The sequence below is a fragment of the Trinickia terrae genome (assembly GCF_005144415.1).
Taxonomy (GTDB): Bacteria; Pseudomonadota; Gammaproteobacteria; order Burkholderiales; family Burkholderiaceae; genus Trinickia_A; species Trinickia_A terrae.
In genome coordinates this window covers 426,102-443,959 of the sequence record NZ_SWJE01000008.1, presented here as the reverse complement: position 1 = coordinate 443,959, position 17,858 = coordinate 426,102, and the positions used below count along the sequence as shown (strand labels likewise).

The window sequence follows — 17,858 nt, the reverse complement described above, 5'->3', positions numbered from 1 at the left end:
GCCATGCTCGAAAGGCTATTGCAAAGCACCATTTGCCGACTATTCGGCATCCCTGAACGTTGTCAGCCCAAGCGCAAAATAGTCGGACTATATAAGGGTATACATCGATTATTCGCGAAAAATGCCTGATATAGCATTTTTCGAGACAGTCGTTATGCGCGCGCATACACTTGATGAATCCGCAGGTTTCGCTGGAGTTGTCATACCGGGAGCAGGCCTCGCTCATGCCATGAGCGGCCCGCTCCATCCTCGATGAAGGTGGTGTTCAACAACGAACGGAGACTAGGAGGATGCCATGGCGCAGGAGCGCGGAGACAAGGAAGAAGAAGTCCAGGGCATGCGTCGGGGGCTGCTGCAGGGTGCGGGCCTCGCGACGGCACTAGCGCTGATGGGAGGCGCGATTTCGCCGGCGCAGGCGGCCGAAGCGAATCCCTTCCCCGGGCACAAGCGCTGGAAAGTCGTTTTCGTCAATCACGTCACAACCAACCCCTTCTTCGTGCCGACGCAGTACGGCATTCAGGATGCGGCGGCCATGTTCGGCATGGACTATCAGTGGACCGGCTCGGCCAACGCCGACGTCGCCGAGATGGTCAACGCGCTGAACGCCGCGATCGCCGCCAAGGCCGATGCGATCGCCGTGCCGATCGTCGATCCCAAGGCCTTCGACAAACCCATCCAGAACGCGCTCGACGCCGGCATTCCCGTGTTCGCCTACAACGCCGATGCGCCGGCCGGCACGACCAATCCGCGGCTCGCCTATATCGGCCAGGACCTGTATCTGTCGGGCTACCAGATGGGCGAGCGCATCGTGAGCCTGGTCGACAGCGGCCTCGTCGCGCTGTTCATCGCGACGCCGGGCCAGCTCAACATCCAGCCGCGTCTGGACGGCGCGATGGCCGCGATCAAGAAGTCCGGCAAGAACATCGACGCGCAGATGATCGCCACCGGCGCGACGGTCAACGAAGAGCTCTCGAAGATCAAGTCGTTCTACCTGGGGCATCAGGATCTGAAGGGCATGTTCGCCGTCGATGCGGGCAGCACGCAGGGCGTCGCCGAAGTGATGAAGGAGTCGGGCCTGCAATCGAAGGGCGTGCACGGCGGCGGCTTCGATCTCTTGCCGCGCACCGTCCAGCTGATCCACGAAGGCGTGCTCGATTTCACGATCGACCAGCAGCCCTACGTGCAAGGCTTCTACACGATGATGGAAGCGTTCGTGTTCCTGGCCTCGGGCGGGCTCGTCGGGCCGGCCAACATCAACACCGGCTTGAAGTTCGTCACCAAGGGCACCGTCGATCCGTATCTGAACACCTCGACGCGCTATGAAGGCAAGAGCACGAAGCCGCAAATCGTGCCGCACAGCGGCGCAATCAAATCGTAAATGGCATCCGTGACCGGCAGCGGTAAAAGAAGCGCCCGCCCGAAGAAGCACTGGGCGGGTGCGCTCACACGATCGAGCGAGGCCCGCATCCTGCTGGTCGCGGTGATCCTCAGCGCGTATTTCGAGGCAGTCAATCACGACTTCCTGCTCACCAACGCGAGCCTGCAGAACCTGTCGCAGTTCATCGCGCCGGCCGCGATCATCGCGTGCGGCGAGATCATGCTGATGATCGGCGGCGAGATCGATCTGTCCGCGGGGATGGTCTTCGCGTTTGCGCCGTTCGTCATGCACTTCGCCAACGACGCGGGCTTGCCGGCATCGGCGTCGCTGCTCCTCGGCGTGCTGGCCGCGGCGGCGGTCGGCTTCGTCAACGGCGCGCTGACGGTGTACCTGCGCATTCCGTCATTCGTGACCACGCTCGGCACGCTCTTCTTCGTCAACGGCTTCACGCTGACGATCTCGCGCGGCACGCCCGTCTCGCCGCCCGAGGACGCGGGCTTCGCGGCCGTCATGGGCGCGTGGGGCTACAGCGAAATCATTTGGGCCGTGGTGATCGCGGCATTCATGCACGTGCTGTTGCGCCATACGCGCTGGGGCCTGCATACGGTGGCGGCCGGCGCCAATCCGCTCGGCGCGAGCGAGGCGGGTATTCAGATCAATCGCCTGAAGCTCGGCAACTTCATCATCGCCGCCGTATTCGCGGGCTTCACGGGCATCCTCGAAGGCTTTCGCATCACCTCGATCGATCCGCAGGCGGGCGGCAACCAGATCATGTTCCTCGCGGTCGCCGCGGCCGTGATCGGCGGCACGCCGCTCGCGGGCGGCTCGGGGACCATCATCGGCGGGCTCATCGGCGCAGCCGTGCTCGGCATCCTCAACGACGGCTTCACGCTGATCGGCATCAACGCCTTCACGTTCAACATGATTCTCGGCGCGGCGATCCTCGTCGCCATGATCTTCAACATCCACGTGACGCGTCTCGCGCGCAACAAGGGAGACTCGTGATGCCGGACGCAAGGGAAGCGTTGCGCGTCGAGGACATCGTCAAGCGCTTCGGCCCAGTGACCGCGCTCGACGGCGTGTCGCTGACGCTCGCCGAAGGCGAGATCCTCGGCATACTCGGCGACAACGGCGCGGGCAAGTCGACGCTGATGAAGATCCTCACCGGCTTTCATCAGCAGACGAGCGGCAAGGTGTTCGTGCGCGGCGCGGAGACCCTGCTGCGCTCGGTCGACCATGCGCGCTCGCTCGGCATCGAATGCGTCTATCAGGACCTCGCGCTCGCGAACTCGCTCTCCATCTATCACAACATGTTCCTGAATCGCGAGATCGTCTATCCGGGGCCGGTCCGCTTGCTGAACAACCGCGCGATGCGCCGCCGCGCCGCCGAATGTCTCGAAGATATCGGCGTCAACGTGCCGTCGGTGGACCTGCCGGTCGAGAAGCTGTCGGGCGGCCAGCGCCAGGCGATCGCGGTCGCGCGCGCGGTCAACTCCGATGCGCGCATCCTGCTGCTCGACGAGCCGCTCGCCGCGATGGGCGCACGCGAGGCCGGCCTCATCATCGACCTCATCATGCGGCTCAAGCAGAAGGGGAACATCTCGATCGTGATGATCATGCACAACTACGCGCAGACGCTCGACATCGCGGATCGCGTGATGCTGATGCAGCGCGGGCATGTGACGTATCAGCGGGACTCGGCGAGCACCTCGGTGGCCGAGCTGATGGATATCGTGCGGCGCGAATATCGCGCGATGCGGTCGAATTCGTATTGAGCGGTCCCACGCTTCCTGCAAGTACGATCACACCTGCACGGCGGCCGGCACGTGTTCCGCGAGGAAATCGACGAACGCTCGAATGGAGGGAAGCAGACCGCGTCGGGACGGCATCAGCAGGCTGATCGTCGCGACTCCCGCAGTCCATTGCGGTAGCACGCGTACCAGTTGTCCTTTCCTGACCTCGGCCTGTCCCACGTAACCAGGCAGCGCAACAATGCCGATGCCGCGGCACGCCGCGACCTTCAGGGTCGCCATGTCGTCGCTTTGCAGGCACGGCTCAAAGGGAATGACTTCCATCCGATCCGGATGCCGCGCGTCGCACAACCGCCATGCGTGCGCGTCGCGCATCCCGCTGATCGCGATGCCGTCATGGGCCGCAAGTGCCGCCGGTGTGTCTGGAACCCCCTTTCGCTGCAGATAGGCCGGGCCAGCGAAGAGATGCCACGGCACCTGAGCGAGCGGCCGCTGGACGAGCGTGGAGTCCGGCAGCGGTGTCGAATGGGCGCGCAGACACAGGTCGAAACCCTCATGGACCGGATCGACTTGCCGGTTGGTTGCGTGCTCAACGATGCGCACCCGCGGATACTGGGCCATGAATGTCGGAACCAGCTCCGCCATCGCAACTTGGGCAAAAGCTACCGAGCACGAGAAACGAATCGTTCCACTTGGCTCCGCCGTGCGTTGACGAACCACGCTCTCCGCCGCCTCCGCTTCCACAAGCATCGCGACAGCATGCTTGTAGAACGCCTCACCGATCTCGGTCACGACAAAGCGTCGCGACGTACGCTGGATCAACCGTGCGCCAAGTTTCGCCTCGAGGGCAAGGATACGTCGGCTCAAGCTCGACTTCGGCAGGTCAAGCACGCGCGCTGCCGCAGTGATGCCCTTGTGCTCCACGACCTGCGCATAGTAGTAGACGTCGTTCAGATCCAGCACGGCGGCTCCCCTTGGTTCAAAGTCCCATGGGTGGGACGATATGTCCAATTTTCGCGGATTGTTCCATGGTTGTCTCACGAATATAGTGATTCCAAGCCCGGTGCATAAATTAACCGCTGCACCGGCGGCAACCAACCCATCGAAAGGAGGCAAGACCATGAACTCGAATTCTTCCCGGTTCCTCGAACGCCTGACCCGTGACAACGCCGTTTTGCTGCTCGTCGATCATCAAGTCGGGCTGTACAGCGGAGTACGCGATATCGACACACTTCAGCTCAAGCACAACGTTGTCGGACTCGCCAAGGCAGCCCTTGCGCTCAAAGTGCCGGTGATCGTCACGACCACGACGGAAAGAATGTGGGGGCCGATGATTCCGGAGTTGACGGACGCGCTTCCTGGAATCGAGCGTATCGAGCGCACGACCGTGAATGCCTGGGACGACCGCCGTGTGGTCGAGGCGGTGAAAGCCACGGGCCGCAACAAGTTGATCGTCACCGGCATTTCCACCGACGTATGCCTCGCGTTTCCCGCCATTTCTGCCATCGCGGACGGCTATTCGAGCTTTGCGGTCATCGACGCATCGGGCGGGTTCAGTCAAACGCAAGTCGACATGGGCGTCCTTCGCATGCAGCAGGCGGGGGTGATTCCTGTCGGCTACTCGAACGTGGCCGTCGAGATTCTTGCCGATAACGCGGCGCCGGAGGCCGAGGCTGTCTATGCCGCGTTGGGTATTCCCTTTGCCGGTCTGGTCTACGGTCTGAAGCAATACTTTTCCCAGAGCTGAGCCGGCGCTAGACGCGCGGCTCCGAATGGAACTTCAGCCAGAACGTCTCGCGGCAGGCGTTATCGAAACTCTTGCTCGACGGGCTGACCGTCCGCCCGCGGCCATGCTCGATCACGTCGTAGTTGATCCAGCATTCGGCGCAGGCCAGGTCCGCCGGGAAATCGTCGAGCTCCACCACGCGCCGGATCACGACGCCGTTATCGAACGAGTACACGGTTTCCTGACGGTCGACGTCGAACCCTTGGTCGCTCCAGCTTTCCCGCTTCGTCTCAACGCCCACGATCTTCACGGCGCTCGGCTGGCCGTGGATTGCGCCAACGTAGGTGGCGAGTTTGTCCATCGCTGCATTCTCCGCGGGGGCGGGCTTCGTCGTCAGGTAGCAGCGCTCAGGCGGGCTTCGATTTGCCTGGTCAGCCGCTCGACCCACGACCTCAGCAACGCATTCGACGGCACGGCCGGCAGCGAGCGCGCGAGGATGCGGTAGACGTCGCTGCGCTTCACCTTCGACACCTTCGACGGGTCGAGCCAATGCTCGTTCTGCACGAGGAGCAGCAGCGTCTCCAGGCCGATCACGATCGGCCACAGGCAAGCGAGGCGCAAGCGCACGGAGCATGCGGACAGCGCCAGCATGTAGTCGAGCGCGGCGCGGAAGTGATCGAGCGCCGTGCGCACGAGCTCGAACATCAACGGCCGCGCGCGCAGCGATGCGTCCGGCTGCATGAGGTCCTGCGCACTCAGGCCGAACCGCTCCAGCATCGCGGACGGCAAGTAGCAGCGGCCGATGCGCAAGTCCTTCCCGCAATCGCGCAGCACGTTCACCATCTGCAGCGCTTTGCCGAAGCGAACACCGCGCTCCAGCATCGCGCCGAGATCGGCCTTGAGCGCGCCGGGCGCGTGCGCATCGGTCATCCGGGTCCAGAACTCGCCGACGCATCCCGCGACCAGATACGTATATCGATCGAGCTCCGCGAATTCGCGCAACGCGGCAAGCTGTCCGCTGCGTTCGTCGGGGAACGTGCGCAGATCGAATTCCATGCCCTGCGTGAGCGTCGTCACGATATCGCGGACCGCACGGCGATCGGCTTCGCTCAACTGCGTCAGCACCTCCAGCGCCGGGCCGATCGATTCGAGCAAAACCTTTTCGTCGGACTGCGCCTGCTGACCCGCGACCTCCCCTGCCAGACGCTGCGTCAGCGCCGCGTCGCGCGACGTGCCGTTGACCTCGCCGCGCAGCGCCAGCAGCAGCGCCAGCCGCTGCCCGGGCGGAATCAGCGAAGTATCCGCGATGGTATCGGCGGCGCGCGCGAGCAGATAGGCAAGCCCTACGGGATCGCGCATCCCCGCGGGCAGCACCCGCAGCGTGAGGTAGAACGAACGCGAAACGCCTTTCAGCAGAGGGCCAAGCAGGAAGGCCCGAGTTTGGTTGCTCATGAACGGAATCAGGTTGGTAGAGGCGCTGGCCGAGCGCAGCCGAATTGTATCCGGCATTCGCGCACAGGCTCGTCAATGCCCTTGCCGTGGACCGCTTTTAGCGCAGTAGAATGAACCCGTCTCCCTCCTGTCGCCGTCATCGAGCATCCCTATGTCCATCCAAGGATTCAGCCATTACAACCTGCGGGCCGCGCGCGACGTGCTCGACGCGCTGAAAGACTTCTACATCGACGTGGTCGGCCTCGAACTCGGCCATCGTCCGCCCTTCCAGCACTACGGCTTCTGGCTCTATGCCGGCGAGCAAGCCGTGCTGCACCTCTCCGAAGCCGGGCCCGGCGAGCACCGCCCCGCGAACGTCGCCAATACCTTCGACCACGTCGCCTTCTCGTGCACCGGCGTGGCCGAGCACGAGGCCCGCCTGCGCGCCTTCGACATCCCCTACACGACCGGCGAGGTGCCGGCCACGGGCCAGCATCAGATCTTCTTCGCCGACCCGGCCGGCAACGGCGTCGAACTCAACTTCGAGACGGCCGACCGCTGAGCCCGGGCCGCGATCGACCTCATGAAACGCTATCGCCCGCACACGCCGCACTTTCTGCGCGACCACGCCCATCCCGTATGGCGCGACCTCGCGCTGACCTCGCTGCCGATCCTCTTCCTCTTCGTGCTTGCGGTCGCGGCGATCGTCTGGCTCGTCGATCCCGCGCCGCCGCGCACCATCACGATGAGCGTCGGGCCGCGCGACAGCGGGTTCATGCAGGCGGCCGAGGAGTACAGGAAGATCCTCGCGCGCAACGGCGTGCATTTGAAGCTGCTGGAATCGGACGGCTCGGTGCAGAACCTGCATCGGCTCCTCGATCCGAAGCAGCACGTCGATCTCGCGCTCGTGCAGGGCGGCGTGGCGGACGGCGTGGACACGTCGTCGCTGATGTCGCTCGGCAGCGTGTTCTACGTGCCGATCGTGGTGTTCTATCGCGGGCATGGCATGACGCAGCTCTCGGAGTTCGACGGCAAGCGGATCGCGATCGGCCGCGAGGGCAGCGGCACGCGCATGCTGTCGCTCAAGCTGCTCGCGGCCAACGGCATCGTGCCTGGCGGCGATACGGCCCTGCTGCCGTACGACGGCCTGCAGGCCGCGACGGAACTGGTCAAGGGCAATGTCGACGCCGCGCTCTTGAGCGGCGACTCGGCCACGCGCGCGCTGATGACGAGGCTGCTCACGATACCCGGCATCGCCGTGATGAATTTCAGCGAGGCCGACGCCTATACGCGGCTCTTTCCCTATCTCGACGAGATCGATTTGCCGCCAGGCGTGCTCGACCTGCGCCGCACGATGCCGCCCGAAACGGTCCACTTGATCAGCCCGACGGTCGAGATCGTCGCCCGCCCGAGCCTGCACCCCGCGATCTCGGACCTCATCGTCGAGGCCGCGCAGGAAGTCCACGGCACGGCGGGACTGCTGCAGCGCGCCGGCCAATTCCCGAGCCCCGTCGCGCACGAATATCCGATCAGCGAAGATGCGACGCGCTACTACAAGTCGGGCAAGAGCTTTCTCTACCGCAACTTGCCGTTCTGGCTCGCGACGGTGACCGACCGCATGCTGTTCCTGCTGCTGCCGGTGGCGGTGCTGCTGATCCCGGGCCTGCGGCTCATCCCGGCCCTGTTCCGCTGGCGCGTGCGCTCGCGCATCTACCGCTACTACGGCGCGCTGATCGCGATCGAGCGCAGCGTGATGAGCGATACGACCGCCGACGAGCGGCAGAAGCTCATCGCCGAGCTCGACAAGATCGAAGAGTCGCTCAATCACCTGCGCATGCCGCTCGCCTATGCGGACGGGTTCTACGTGCTGCGCGAGCACGTCAACTTCGTGCGCGCGCACTTGAACGATCCGCATTCGGTGAAAGCGGGCTCGTTTGAAGAATTAGCGCATCCGCGTAGCTGAGAGTCGCTTGATGATGCCGGTTGTTCGGTGGATCGCTAGTTTGAGGTTTGCGTGAAAACTTGTTTTCGCGGCGGTCCGTTTAGTCCGTCCCTCCCCGGGACCGGGAAGGGGCAAAGCGTACGGCACGCCGCGGCATGAAAGAGCGAACGCCTCAAACTTGCGTAAGTAACTAAGCCGATTCAAGGTAACGGTTCGCAAACGCCTCGAATCCGTCGATCGGCAGCGGCCGGCAGAAATAGTAGCCCTGGTAGGCGTGGCATCCGGCCATCGCGAGAAAATCGCGCTGCGCCTCCGTCTCCACGCCTTCGGCGATGACGCCCAAGCCGAGGCTCCTCGCCAGCGTGACGATGGTCCTGGCGATGGCCGCGTCGTTGGGATCGACGAGCACATCGCGCACGAACGAGCGGTCGATCTTCAACTGATCGAGCGGCAACAGCTTCAAGTACGACAGCGACGAATAGCCGATGCCGAAGTCGTCGAGCGAGAACACGACGCCCCGCTCCTTCAGGGCGGACATCTTCCCGATGATGTCCTGCACGTTGTCCACCAGCACGCTTTCGGTCAGCTCCAGCTTCAGCCGGTCGGGCCGCGCGCCGGTCTGGCCGATGACGTTCAGCACCTTGTCGACGAAACCGGGCTCGCGCAACTGCTGCGCGCTCACGTTGACCGCGATCGTGAGGTGCGCCATGCCGGGACGCGCCGCCCAGCGCGCCAGTTGCGCGCAGGCCGTTTCCAGCACTCGGTAGCCGAGTTCGAGGATCAGCCCGGTCTCTTCGGCGAGCGGGATGAAATCGGACGGCGGCACGATCCCGCGCTGCGGATGCTGCCAGCGCACGAGCGCCTCGACGCCCGTCACGCGGTCGCCGTCGATCTGCGCCTGGTAGTGCAGCAGGAACTGGTCCTCCGCGATCGCGTGGCGCAATCCCGCCTCGAGCACCGCCCGCTCGAGAACGGCGATCTGCATGTTCGGATCGAAGAAGCACATCGCGTTGCGCCCGCGCTCCTTCGACTTGTACATGGCGAGGTCGGCCTGCTTGAGCAGTTCGTCGATCGACGCCTGATGCCCCTTGAACACGGTCGCGCCGATGCTGGCCGTGGCCCGGTATTCGAGCTCGGCGAGCTGGTACGGCTCGCCGAGCACGGCGATGATCCGCTCGCCGAGCGCCTCCGTCTGGCTCGCCGCTTCCGGCCGGTTCTCGCTGAGGCTGCCGAGCACCACGACGAACTCGTCGCCGCCCACGCGCGCGACGGTGTCGTTCTCCTGCACGCTCGCGGCGAGCCGCTGCGCCACCTGCCGCAGCAGCAGATCGCCCTTGTCGTGGCCGAGCGTATCGTTGAGCGTCTTGAAGTGGTCGAGGTCGATGAAGAGCAGCGCGCCGCACGCGTCGTTGCGCGCGCTTGCCGTGATCGCCTGCTTCAGGCGGTCCATCAGCAGCGTGCGGTTGGGCAGGCGCGTCAGCGCATCGAAGAACGCCAGCTCCTTGATGCGCTCTTCGGCGATCTTGCTCTCGGTGATGTCGTGGTGGGTGCCGACGTAGTGGCTCACGACACCGTCCTCGCCCGTCACCGCCGCGATCGTGAGCCACTTCGGATAGATGTCGCCGTTCTTGCGGCGGTCCCAGATCTCGCCCTGCCAGCCGCCGACGCGATGAATCGTGTCCCACATCTCGCGGAAGAACGCGGCGTCGTGGCGGCCCGAGTTCAGGATGCGCGGCGTCTCGCCGACGATCTCGGCAGGCGTGTAGCCCGTGCATTCGGTGAAGGCCGAGTTCACGCGCAGGATCTTGCCGCAGGCGTCGGTGATCATCATCGCTTCGAGCGAGTTGAAGGCGACCGCGGCGATCCGCAGCTCCGCCTCGTGCTCGCGCAGCTCGCGGGTCATCGCCGAGGCAAGCCGCATCGCGCGGCTGCGGCCCGTCACGATCAGCCAGGCGAGCAGCGCGAGGAGCAGGCTCAGGCCCGCGCCGGCGGTGGCGATCACCATCTGGGCGTGGCGGCCGAAGCGGGCCTTGAAGTCGTCCTGCGCGACGAGCGAGAGGGTCCAGTCGTGTCCGGCGACGTAGAGATACTCGTTGGCCGACAGCGCGGGAAGCTGATGATGTCCCGCCGAGCCCGAGGAGCGGTGCATCAGCGTCGCCTCGGACGGCTCGACGCCGTCATACATCGCCAGCGTCAGGCCCGGCGGCTCGTCTCCGTAGAGGCTCGCGATGATGTCGCGCATGTGGAACGACGCGTAGACCCAGCCGACCAAGTGCGCCCGCCGCGCGGCGATGTCGTTCTGCGACTGGCCGCGCGCGTAGATCGGCAAGTACATGACGAAGCCGGGATGCGCTTCGGCCTCCGTGTCCACGGCGAGGCGCAGCTTGCCGGTGATCGTCGGCATGCCCGAATCGCGCGATTTCTCCAACGCATGCCGCCGCACCGGGTCGGCCCAGGCGTCGAAGCCGAGGCGCGGCCGGTTGCGGCCGACGTACGCCTCGCGCTGAATGATCGGCGCATAGTCTTCGCGCTCGCCGTCAGGATGGATCGTGTACTCCGTGAGCCCCTCGCTGTGCATCGCGGCGATATGGGCCGCCTTCTGCGCGGCCGGCACCCACTTGACGATGCCGATCGCCTGCACACCCGCGAAGGTCGGGTCCTGGCTCAACGTGTTCACGTAGTCGCGAAAGCGCTCGCGATCCACCGTGCCGGTCGTGGTGGCGAACAGGCTCTGCGCGCCTCGCAGCATCATCTGATAGGTCGCCATGCGCTGGTCGACCCGGCTCACTGCGTCGCCCAGCGCGAAATCGAACTGGGTCAGCAATTCTTGCTGGGCAGCCCGCCGCTCGTGATCCCAGACGATCCAGGTCAAGCCGAGCCCCGCCGACAGGACCAGCACGGGAATCAGGAATTGGCGCGCCCAGTTCACGGCGGCAGCTGGACGTCGACCATGGAATCGGCCAGGTCGGGTTTGAAGTATTTCCGGAAGATCCGGCGCACGGTGCCGTCGGCGCGCATCGCGTTCACGAGGTCGCGCCACTTCTGCTGCTCTTCGGGCGAGAGCGCCTTCTTCGACATGATGAGCCCGTGCGGAATCGCCGGGTCGTTCAATTCGACGATGTTGGTGACGTCGCTGATGCGCTTCTCGTCGATCGCCGGGTAGTCGAACGGCTCGATGATCATGCCCTGGATGCTGCCCGCGATCAGCGCCTTGTAGAGCGGCTCGAGGCCGCCCGCCTGACTCACGCGGTTCTCGGCCGCGAGCTTGTCGACGAGCTGGTTGGCCGAGTCGCTATAGCGGAAGCTGCGGATCACGCCGAGCGCGAACTGGTCGTTGTGCTCGAAATCGGACATCTTGCGGATGCCGGAATCCTTGCGCACGAGCAAATAGTATTTGTCGCTGAAATACCAGGCGAAGGAGGCGTACCGGTTGCGCTCGTCGTTGGCGATGCCCGATAGGCTGAAATCGAGCGCGCCCGATTCGATCAGCTTCCAGATCCGCGCGCGCGACATCAGGCTCACGTTGACCTTGCAGCCACTGCGGCGAATGAGCTCGTCCGCGAAATCCTTGTCGATGCCGGTATCGGTGTCGACCGAATAGAGCAGGCCGTGATCGTGCAGCGCCAGGGTGTAGGGGCGCGAGCAGTCGGGGCCGCCCGCCGCCGCGTTGCCGGCGAGGCCGAGCGCCAGCAGCAAGCCGGCAATACCGTATCGAATCACAGTGTTCCCTCGTGGAAAAAGTGAAAAACGGCACGGCGAATGGGTACTGCGTGCGGTGAATAGGCCTTTTCGTCGGCAAAAAACCGCTCACGCATTATCGGCAAAGCGCTGCGCTTCTTGAGCGGGGATTTGCTCTACGTTATATGAATTTTTTTTGACGCGAGGGCGTCGGCGCTGTCGTTCGCCTGAAAACTTTGTAGGGATTCGCGCACGCGCTCGACGACCGCGGGCCACGTTTCGTGCGCCGCCTGCCAAAACAGGCGCAGCGTGCCCGGGTACCAGGGGGAGTCCGCGCGGCCGCGCATCCAGCGCCAGTCGACGTCCTGCCCAGGCAGCAGCACCCAGCAGGGCTTGCCGAGCGATGCGGCCATGTGCGCGGTCGAGGTGTCGACGCTGATCACGAGATCGAGCTCGCCGACGATCGCAGCGGTGTCGGCGAAGTCCGTCGCGTCCGAGCCGAGATGGAGCAGCGGTTGGCCCGGCGGCGGATCGTGCGCTTCGTCTTCGCCCTGCCCTTTCTGCAGGCTGACGAAGCTCACGCCCGGCACGCTCCACAGCGGCGCGAGCACGGCGAGCGACGGAAGCGAGCGGTTCGCGTCGTTGTGGTGCTTGGGGTTGCCCTTCCAGACGAGCCCGATGCGAAGTCCGGCCGGAAGCGCCGCGAGCCGTGCGCGCCAGCTTTCGGCGAGCGACGGCTCGGGCTTCAGGTAGACGGCGTCGGGGATGGTGTCGATGGTCGTGCCCAGGCGGTGCGGCGCGCTCAGCAGGCTCGTCCAGCAGTCGTATTGCGGCGAGCGGACCAGCGCCGTGTTGTGGTCGAGCACGGCATCGACGCAATCGAGCGAGCCGAACAGCCTGCGCAGCGAGGGCGCGCACGCCAGCGCGACGTGCGCCGCGCCTTGCGCCTTGAGCGGCGCCAGGTAGCGGCCGAACTGGATCATGTCGCCGAGGCCGTCCTCCTGCCAGACCAGCAGCGACTTGCCCGCCAGCGCTTCGCCTTGCCACTGCGGACAGTTCAGCATCTCCCGGGTCTGGTGATGCACGAAGCCAGGCTGTTCGTAGCGGCACTCGTAGAGCCGCCAGCCTTCCTCGAAGCGCCCCGTGCCGAGCAGCAGCGTCGCGAGGCCGAAGTTGGCGTCGCCATAATTGGCGCGGATGGCGATGGCGCGCCGGTACGCGGCCTCTGCGCCGGAATGTTGACCGAGCTCCTTGAGCACGTTGCCGAGATTCTGATGAGCCTCGGCCAGATCCTCGCGGATGGCGATCGCCTGGCGATACACGTCGGCGGCTTCGGGCAGGCGATCGAACGCCTGCAGCACGCTGCCGAGGTTGTTGAGCGCTTCGACGCTGTCAGGGCGAATCGCGAGCGCCTGGCGGTAGGCCGCCTCGGCCTCGGATAGCCGGTCGAGCGTGCGCAGCGCAATGCCGAGGTTGTAGTGCGCCTCGGCGTAGTCCGGACGGATCGCGAGCGCCTGGCGATAGGCCGCTTCGGCTTCGGGCAAGCGCTTGAGCTTGGCGAGAACGACGCCGAGGCTGTTGTGCGCTTCCGCGCAGTCGGCTCGCACCGCGATCGCGAGGCGGCAGGCCAGCTCCGCCTCGGCATGACGGTCGAGCGCGACGAGCAGGTTGCCGAGATTGTTGAGAGCCTCGGGATAGCGCGGGCGAATCTCGATCGCCTGACTGTATGCGGCCTCCGCTTCGGGCAGGCGGCCTTGCGCCTCGAGCACGTTGCCGAGATTGTTGCAGGCCTCGGCGCAATCGGGCTGCGCCGCCAGCGCTTGCCGAAACGCCTCTTCGGCTTTGGCCAGGCGCCGGGCGCCGTAGAGGGCGAGGCCAAGGTTGTAGTGGGCTTGGGCGTAACCGGGATTGAGGGCGATCGCCTGCCGGTAGGCGGTCAACGCCTCGTCAAGGCGACGCAGGCCGGCGAGCACCGCGCCGAGGTTGTTGTGAGCCTCAGCCTGATCGGGGCGGATGGCCAGCAACCGGCGATAGATCGCCTCGGCTTCGGACAAGCGCCCGAGGCGCATGAGCAGGATGCCAAGGTTGTTGAAGGCTTCGACGAAATCGGGCCTGGCCGCGATAGCGCCGCGCCAATGGTGTTCCGCATCTGCCACGCGATCCAGTCCGAGCGCGCAGACGGCGGCGATGTTGGACGCCTCGGCGAAGTCGTCCGCCGCGTTCTGAGCGGGCGACCCCAGCAAGGGCTGCAGCATCGCCAAGGCGTCCGCGAACCCGCCGGTCGAGCAGAGGGTGGCCGCCGATTGGAGCCGGTGTTGGCTGGAAGAGGCTTCTGTCGATAAAGAGGTCACGGATTGGCTGGGCGGGGATCGACTGGTTGGTGGACGGACGGCATGAGCGGACACCCAGCTTACGACAGCCCGCAGCGCGCCAGCGGCCGGAAATGAGCCCCATGCGCCCTGCTGTTCCGCGGATCGGCGACGGGTGGCTGACGGGGGTTGACGGCGGGCGGCTCACAGCGCCTCGACCATGTCCTTGCGCCACGCCTGGCAATACGCCGAGCAGGCCACCTTTGCGGCATTGGCGGCGGCGTGGATCGTCGGGTTCGCGTCGATCGGCATGCACAGCGACACGACGATCGGCGGCGGCAACGGCTTGAGCGGCAGCGCGACGAACTCGCCGCTCGCGAGCGCATCGGCGACGAACAGGCCCGGAATGGCCGCCACGCCGTAGCCGTCGCGCACCAGCTGCACGATCGCGGCCACCGACGGCGAGCACGTGATGCGCGTCTGCTCGATGGGCACGCCCGCCTGCCGCGCGAGCGTCTGGACGAGGCTGTCGAGCGCGACTTGCGGCGCGGTGCCGCGTCCGAAGGTCAGCACCGGGCGCGCCAGCACGCGCTGGGCGAGCCCTTGCGCGCGCTTCGCGAGCAGGCCGCGCTTCGCGATCCAGCGGACCGGATAGCTCGCGACGGCGCTCGATACGATCTTCGTGCTGTCGATCCCCTCGACCCGTATCGCGAGATCCAGTTCGCCGGCGAGCAGCCTGCGTTGCAGCACCGCGCTCGAATCGACCGTCAGGTCCACCTCGAGTTTCGGAAAGCTCGCATTGAGCTCGGTGATGTAGTGCGCAAGCCAGCTGTGCACGACCGTCTCGATGACGCCCAGCCGGAGCTTGCCGCCCACCACGACCTCCCGCCCTGCCGCTTCGCGCAGCGCCCGCGCCGCATCGACGACGTTCTTCGCGAGCCCGAGCAGGCTCTGCCCCGACGGCGTCAGCCTGAACTTCGCCGAAGAGCGGTCGACGAGCTCGGTCTTCAGTTCATCTTCGAGCGAGCGGATACGCAGCGACACCGCCGCGGGCGTGGCGTGCAGGACGCGCGCGGTCGCCCGGAAACTTTCGAGCTGGGCGAGCGTGATGAAGGTTTCGAGGAAGCGTGTGTTCATGCGGGCGTCTGAGGCGTGCGGCGGCTACCGCGCATGCCGCGATTATGAGCGTTAAAAAAACCTGCGGGTGCATGAACGACGCATGGCGCAACGCGTATCCGCGCGCCGAAAAATCCCCCTTGCGTTACGTGATAACCCTGATCCGAGCGTTAAGAAAACCTTGACACCGGCAGCATGAATTACTCGCTGGCGCCGCAATTTTGTCGATCCTAACCTGCCCTCCATCGACATCACGACGGGAACCCCAGCCATGCCAAGCACCTTTCGCGAGCAGGTCCGCAGCAAGCGCTTCACCGGCTCGACCGCGGGCCAATGCGGCGAGTACGCGCAGGCCAATCTCGCGATCCTGCCAAGCGCCTACGCCGAAGACTTCCTGCGCTTTTGCGTGCGCAACCCGAAGGCGTGCCCGCTGCTAGCCGTCGGCGAGCCGGGGCAGTTCGAGATTCCCCAGCTCGGCCGCGACCTCGACATCCGCACCGATGTGCCCGGCTACAACGTCTATCGCGACGGCGAGCTGAGCGACCAGCCCGATGACATCCGCGAGCTGTGGCGCGACGATCTCGTCGTGTTCGCGATCGGCTGCTCGTTCTCGTTCGAGCAGATGCTCGCGCGCGAACGCGTTCCGCTGCGCCACGTCGACGAAGGCGTCACCGTGCCGATGTACCGCACCGCGATTCCCAATCACGCGGCAGGGCCGTTCGGCGGGCAGCTGGTCGTGTCGATGCGGCCAATGAGCGGCGCCCATGCGATTCGCGCCGTGCAGGTCACGAGCCGGTTTCCGTCGGTGCACGGCGCGCCCGTGCATCTCGGCAGTCCGGCGGCGATCGGCATCGAGGACCTGTCGAGCCCCGACTACGGCGACGCGGTATCGATCCACGAGCACGAGCTGCCGGTGTTTTGGGCCTGCGGCGTGACGCCCCAGAGCGCGATCGAGAGTGCGCGGCTGCCGTTCGCGATCGCGCACCGGCCCGGCCACATGCTCGTCACCGACATCCCCAACGCCACGCTCGCCGTGCTGTGAACGGCCATCACTTCCCGGAGAAACAAATGAACCACCCCCACGCTCACTCTTGTTCGCTGTCGACCGGAGTTACCGCTTTAGCGGTTACTCCGGTCCCATGCAAAGCGCCCCCCAAGGGGGCCGATGCCTCCCTCGGGGCGGCCCAGCGGGAGGCATCATGAACACGGAAACGCAATTCGCAGACAAGACGCTCGACGACGGCAGCGCCGGCACGGCGCGCGGCGGCATGTTCGACTGGTACCGGCACACCAATGCCAGCGAGCGGCGCGCCTTCTGGAGCTGCAAGATCGGCTACGCGCTCGACGCCATGGACACGCAGTTCCTGAGCTTCACGATCCCCGCGCTGATGGCCGCCTGGAGCCTGACCAAAGGAGAAGCCGGCCTGATCGGCACGGTCACGCTGCTGACCTCGGCAGTGGGCGGCTGGCTTGCCGGCATCCTGTCGGACCGCATCGGCCGCGTGAAGACGCTGCAGATCACGATCCTGTGGTTCGCGTTCTTCACGCTCGCCTGCGCGTTCGCGCAGAACTACGGCCAGTTGCTGATCGCGCGCGGCCTGATGGGCTTCGGCTTCGGCGGCGAGTGGACGGCGGGCGCGGTGCTGATCGGCGAGGTGATCCGGCCGCGCGACCGCGGCAAGGCGGTAGGCATGGTGCAGGCGGGCTGGGCGATCGGCTGGGCCGTATCGGCCGGACTCTATACGCTGGTGTTCTCGCTGCTGCCGCCCGAGACCGCCTGGCGCGCGCTCTTCGCGCTCGGCGTGCTGCCCGCGCCGTTCGTGATCTTCATCCGGCGCTTCGTCGAGGAACCGGAGGTTCACCGTCAGCAAAAAGCGCGCGAAACCGAAGCCGGCGCATCGGGCTCGTTCCTCGAGATCTTCGGCCCCGGCGTCTGGTTCACGACGCTGCGCACCGCCATCCTCGCCATCGGCGCGCAAGGCGGCTACTACGCGATCACGACGTGGCTGCCGACCTATCTGAAGACCGAGCGTCACCTGAGTGTGGTCGGCACCGGCGGCTATCTTGCCGTCGTCATCGCGGGCTCCTACGCGGGCTATCTATGCGGGGCGTATCTGAGCGACCGCATCGGCCGCAAGTTCAACTTCATCGCGTACTCGCTCGGCTCGACGGTGATCGCGCTCGTCTACACCCGCATGCCGATGAGCAACGGCATGCTGCTCGTGCTCGGCTTTCCGCTCGGGTTCTTCGCCTCGGGGATCTTCGCCGGCATGGGCGCGTTCATGACCGAGCTGTTCCCGACACGCATCCGCGGCTCAGGGCAAGGCTTCTGCTACAACTTCGGGCGCGCGGCAGGGGCGACTTTTCCGTTCCTGATCGGCTTTGTCGCGCAGAAAATGTCGCTCGGCATCGCGATCGGCACGTTTGCGGCGGCGGCATACGGCATTGTGATTCTTGCAGCGCTGACGTTGCCCGAGACGCGCGGGGCGGAGCTCGAAACGTAGGCTTTCGCGCAGGCCGCGCGGCA

General features: G+C 65.6%; 15 protein-coding genes. 8 read left to right on the top strand and 7 right to left on the bottom strand.

Going from position 1 to position 17,858, the window contains the following annotated elements:
• Nucleotides 1-295 precede the first annotated feature (295 nt).
• Genes FAZ69_RS17095 through FAZ69_RS17085 form a run of 3 tightly spaced genes read left to right on the top strand, consistent with a single transcriptional unit; the run spans nt 296 to nt 3,153 of the window.
• A complete protein-coding gene (locus tag FAZ69_RS17095; RefSeq protein ID WP_136896236.1) occupies nt 296-1,378 on the top strand; it encodes a sugar ABC transporter substrate-binding protein in 1,083 nt (360 codons plus the stop codon).
• A complete protein-coding gene (locus tag FAZ69_RS17090) occupies nt 1,379-2,383 on the top strand; it encodes an ABC transporter permease (protein WP_136896235.1) in 1,005 nt (334 codons plus the stop codon).
• A complete protein-coding gene (locus tag FAZ69_RS17085) occupies nt 2,383-3,153 on the top strand; it encodes an ATP-binding cassette domain-containing protein (protein ID WP_136896234.1) in 771 nt (256 codons plus the stop codon). The genes FAZ69_RS17090 and FAZ69_RS17085 overlap by 1 nt, the downstream gene beginning before the upstream one ends.
• Nucleotides 3,154-3,180: 27 nt before the next feature.
• Here the strand turns inward: FAZ69_RS17085 and FAZ69_RS17080 are convergent, their stop codons facing one another.
• Complete coding sequence (locus tag FAZ69_RS17080) at nt 3,181-4,092, bottom strand: LysR substrate-binding domain-containing protein (protein WP_136896233.1); 912 nt, start codon at nt 4,090-4,092, stop codon at nt 3,181-3,183.
• Nucleotides 4,093-4,132: 40 nt separating this feature from the next.
• Here FAZ69_RS17080 and FAZ69_RS17075 point away from each other — a divergent pair, with 40 nt between their 5' ends.
• On the top strand, nt 4,133-4,876 hold the full coding sequence (locus tag FAZ69_RS17075) for an isochorismatase family protein (RefSeq protein WP_240702278.1): 744 nt from the start codon (nt 4,133-4,135) through the stop codon (nt 4,874-4,876).
• A 7-nt stretch (nt 4,877-4,883) separates the two neighbouring features.
• Here FAZ69_RS17075 and FAZ69_RS17070 read toward each other — a convergent pair whose 3' ends face one another.
• Nucleotides 4,884-5,216, bottom strand: coding sequence for a hypothetical protein (locus FAZ69_RS17070; protein ID WP_136896232.1), 333 nt, complete (start codon nt 5,214-5,216; stop codon nt 4,884-4,886).
• A 32-nt stretch (nt 5,217-5,248) separates the two neighbouring features.
• Nucleotides 5,249-6,307, bottom strand: a complete 1,059-nt coding sequence (locus FAZ69_RS17065; RefSeq protein ID WP_136896231.1) for a phytoene/squalene synthase family protein — start codon at nt 6,305-6,307, stop codon at nt 5,249-5,251.
• A gap of 151 nt (nt 6,308-6,458) precedes the next feature.
• On the opposite strand from FAZ69_RS17065, the gene FAZ69_RS17060 reads away from it, so the two are divergent.
• Together FAZ69_RS17060 and FAZ69_RS17055 are read left to right on the top strand one after the other, a co-directional pair.
• Entirely contained in the window at nt 6,459-6,848 is a 390-nt protein-coding gene (locus FAZ69_RS17060) for a VOC family protein (protein ID WP_136896230.1), read from the top strand.
• Between the two features lie 21 nt (nt 6,849-6,869).
• Complete coding sequence (locus FAZ69_RS17055; protein ID WP_136896229.1) at nt 6,870-8,249, top strand: TAXI family TRAP transporter solute-binding subunit; 1,380 nt, start codon at nt 6,870-6,872, stop codon at nt 8,247-8,249.
• Nucleotides 8,250-8,418: 169 nt separating this feature from the next.
• On the opposite strand, the gene FAZ69_RS17050 is transcribed toward FAZ69_RS17055, so the two are convergent.
• The 4 genes from FAZ69_RS17050 to FAZ69_RS17035 all read right to left on the bottom strand — a co-directional run bounded on the left by FAZ69_RS17050 (nt 8,419) and on the right by FAZ69_RS17035 (nt 15,352).
• Nucleotides 8,419-11,157 (bottom strand): bifunctional diguanylate cyclase/phosphodiesterase, encoded by a 2,739-nt coding sequence (locus FAZ69_RS17050; RefSeq protein WP_136896228.1) that lies wholly within the window; start codon nt 11,155-11,157, stop codon nt 8,419-8,421.
• Nucleotides 11,154-11,948 carry a substrate-binding periplasmic protein gene (locus FAZ69_RS17045; protein WP_136896227.1) on the bottom strand — a complete coding sequence of 265 codons (795 nt, stop codon included), beginning with the start codon at nt 11,946-11,948 and terminating at the stop codon, nt 11,154-11,156. Before FAZ69_RS17045 ends, FAZ69_RS17050 begins: the two co-directional genes overlap by 4 nt.
• 134 nt (nt 11,949-12,082) lie before the next feature.
• Nucleotides 12,083-14,161 carry a tetratricopeptide repeat protein gene (locus FAZ69_RS17040; RefSeq protein WP_136896226.1) on the bottom strand — a complete coding sequence of 693 codons (2,079 nt, stop codon included), beginning with the start codon at nt 14,159-14,161 and terminating at the stop codon, nt 12,083-12,085.
• A 258-nt stretch (nt 14,162-14,419) separates the two neighbouring features.
• The gene (locus FAZ69_RS17035) at nt 14,420-15,352 is read right to left on the bottom strand and encodes a LysR family transcriptional regulator (RefSeq protein ID WP_136896225.1); all 933 of its coding nucleotides are present in this window, start codon (nt 15,350-15,352) and stop codon (nt 14,420-14,422) included.
• A gap of 250 nt (nt 15,353-15,602) precedes the next feature.
• On the opposite strand from FAZ69_RS17035, the gene FAZ69_RS17030 reads away from it, so the two are divergent.
• On the top strand, nt 15,603-16,373 hold the full coding sequence (locus tag FAZ69_RS17030; RefSeq protein WP_136896224.1) for a putative hydro-lyase: 771 nt from the start codon (nt 15,603-15,605) through the stop codon (nt 16,371-16,373).
• Nucleotides 16,374-16,530: 157 nt separating this feature from the next.
• Nucleotides 16,531-17,835, top strand: coding sequence for an MFS transporter (locus FAZ69_RS17025; protein ID WP_136896223.1), 1,305 nt, complete (start codon nt 16,531-16,533; stop codon nt 17,833-17,835).
• Nucleotides 17,836-17,858: the final 23 nt, after the last annotated feature.

Bases quoted from the DNA above. Each gene is read 5' to 3' on its own strand.
- FAZ69_RS17070 (WP_136896232.1), bottom strand. From the start codon at position 5,216: ATGGACAAACTCGCCACCTACGTTGGCGCAATCCACGGCCAGCCGAGC.
- FAZ69_RS17055 (WP_136896229.1), top strand. From the start codon at position 6,870: ATGAAACGCTATCGCCCGCACACGCCGCACTTTCTGCGCGACCACGCC.
- FAZ69_RS17035 (WP_136896225.1), bottom strand. From the start codon at position 15,352: ATGAACACACGCTTCCTCGAAACCTTCATCACGCTCGCCCAGCTCGAA.
- FAZ69_RS17075 (WP_240702278.1), top strand. From the start codon at position 4,133: ATGTCCAATTTTCGCGGATTGTTCCATGGTTGTCTCACGAATATAGTG.
- FAZ69_RS17090 (WP_136896235.1), top strand. From the start codon at position 1,379: ATGGCATCCGTGACCGGCAGCGGTAAAAGAAGCGCCCGCCCGAAGAAG.
- FAZ69_RS17030 (WP_136896224.1), top strand. From the start codon at position 15,603: ATGCCAAGCACCTTTCGCGAGCAGGTCCGCAGCAAGCGCTTCACCGGC.
- FAZ69_RS17025 (WP_136896223.1), top strand. From the start codon at position 16,531: ATGAACACGGAAACGCAATTCGCAGACAAGACGCTCGACGACGGCAGC.
- FAZ69_RS17060 (WP_136896230.1), top strand. From the start codon at position 6,459: ATGTCCATCCAAGGATTCAGCCATTACAACCTGCGGGCCGCGCGCGAC.
- FAZ69_RS17095 (WP_136896236.1), top strand. From the start codon at position 296: ATGGCGCAGGAGCGCGGAGACAAGGAAGAAGAAGTCCAGGGCATGCGT.
- FAZ69_RS17065 (WP_136896231.1), bottom strand. From the start codon at position 6,307: ATGAGCAACCAAACTCGGGCCTTCCTGCTTGGCCCTCTGCTGAAAGGC.
- FAZ69_RS17040 (WP_136896226.1), bottom strand. From the start codon at position 14,161: ATGCTGCAGCCCTTGCTGGGGTCGCCCGCTCAGAACGCGGCGGACGAC.
- FAZ69_RS17085 (WP_136896234.1), top strand. From the start codon at position 2,383: ATGCCGGACGCAAGGGAAGCGTTGCGCGTCGAGGACATCGTCAAGCGC.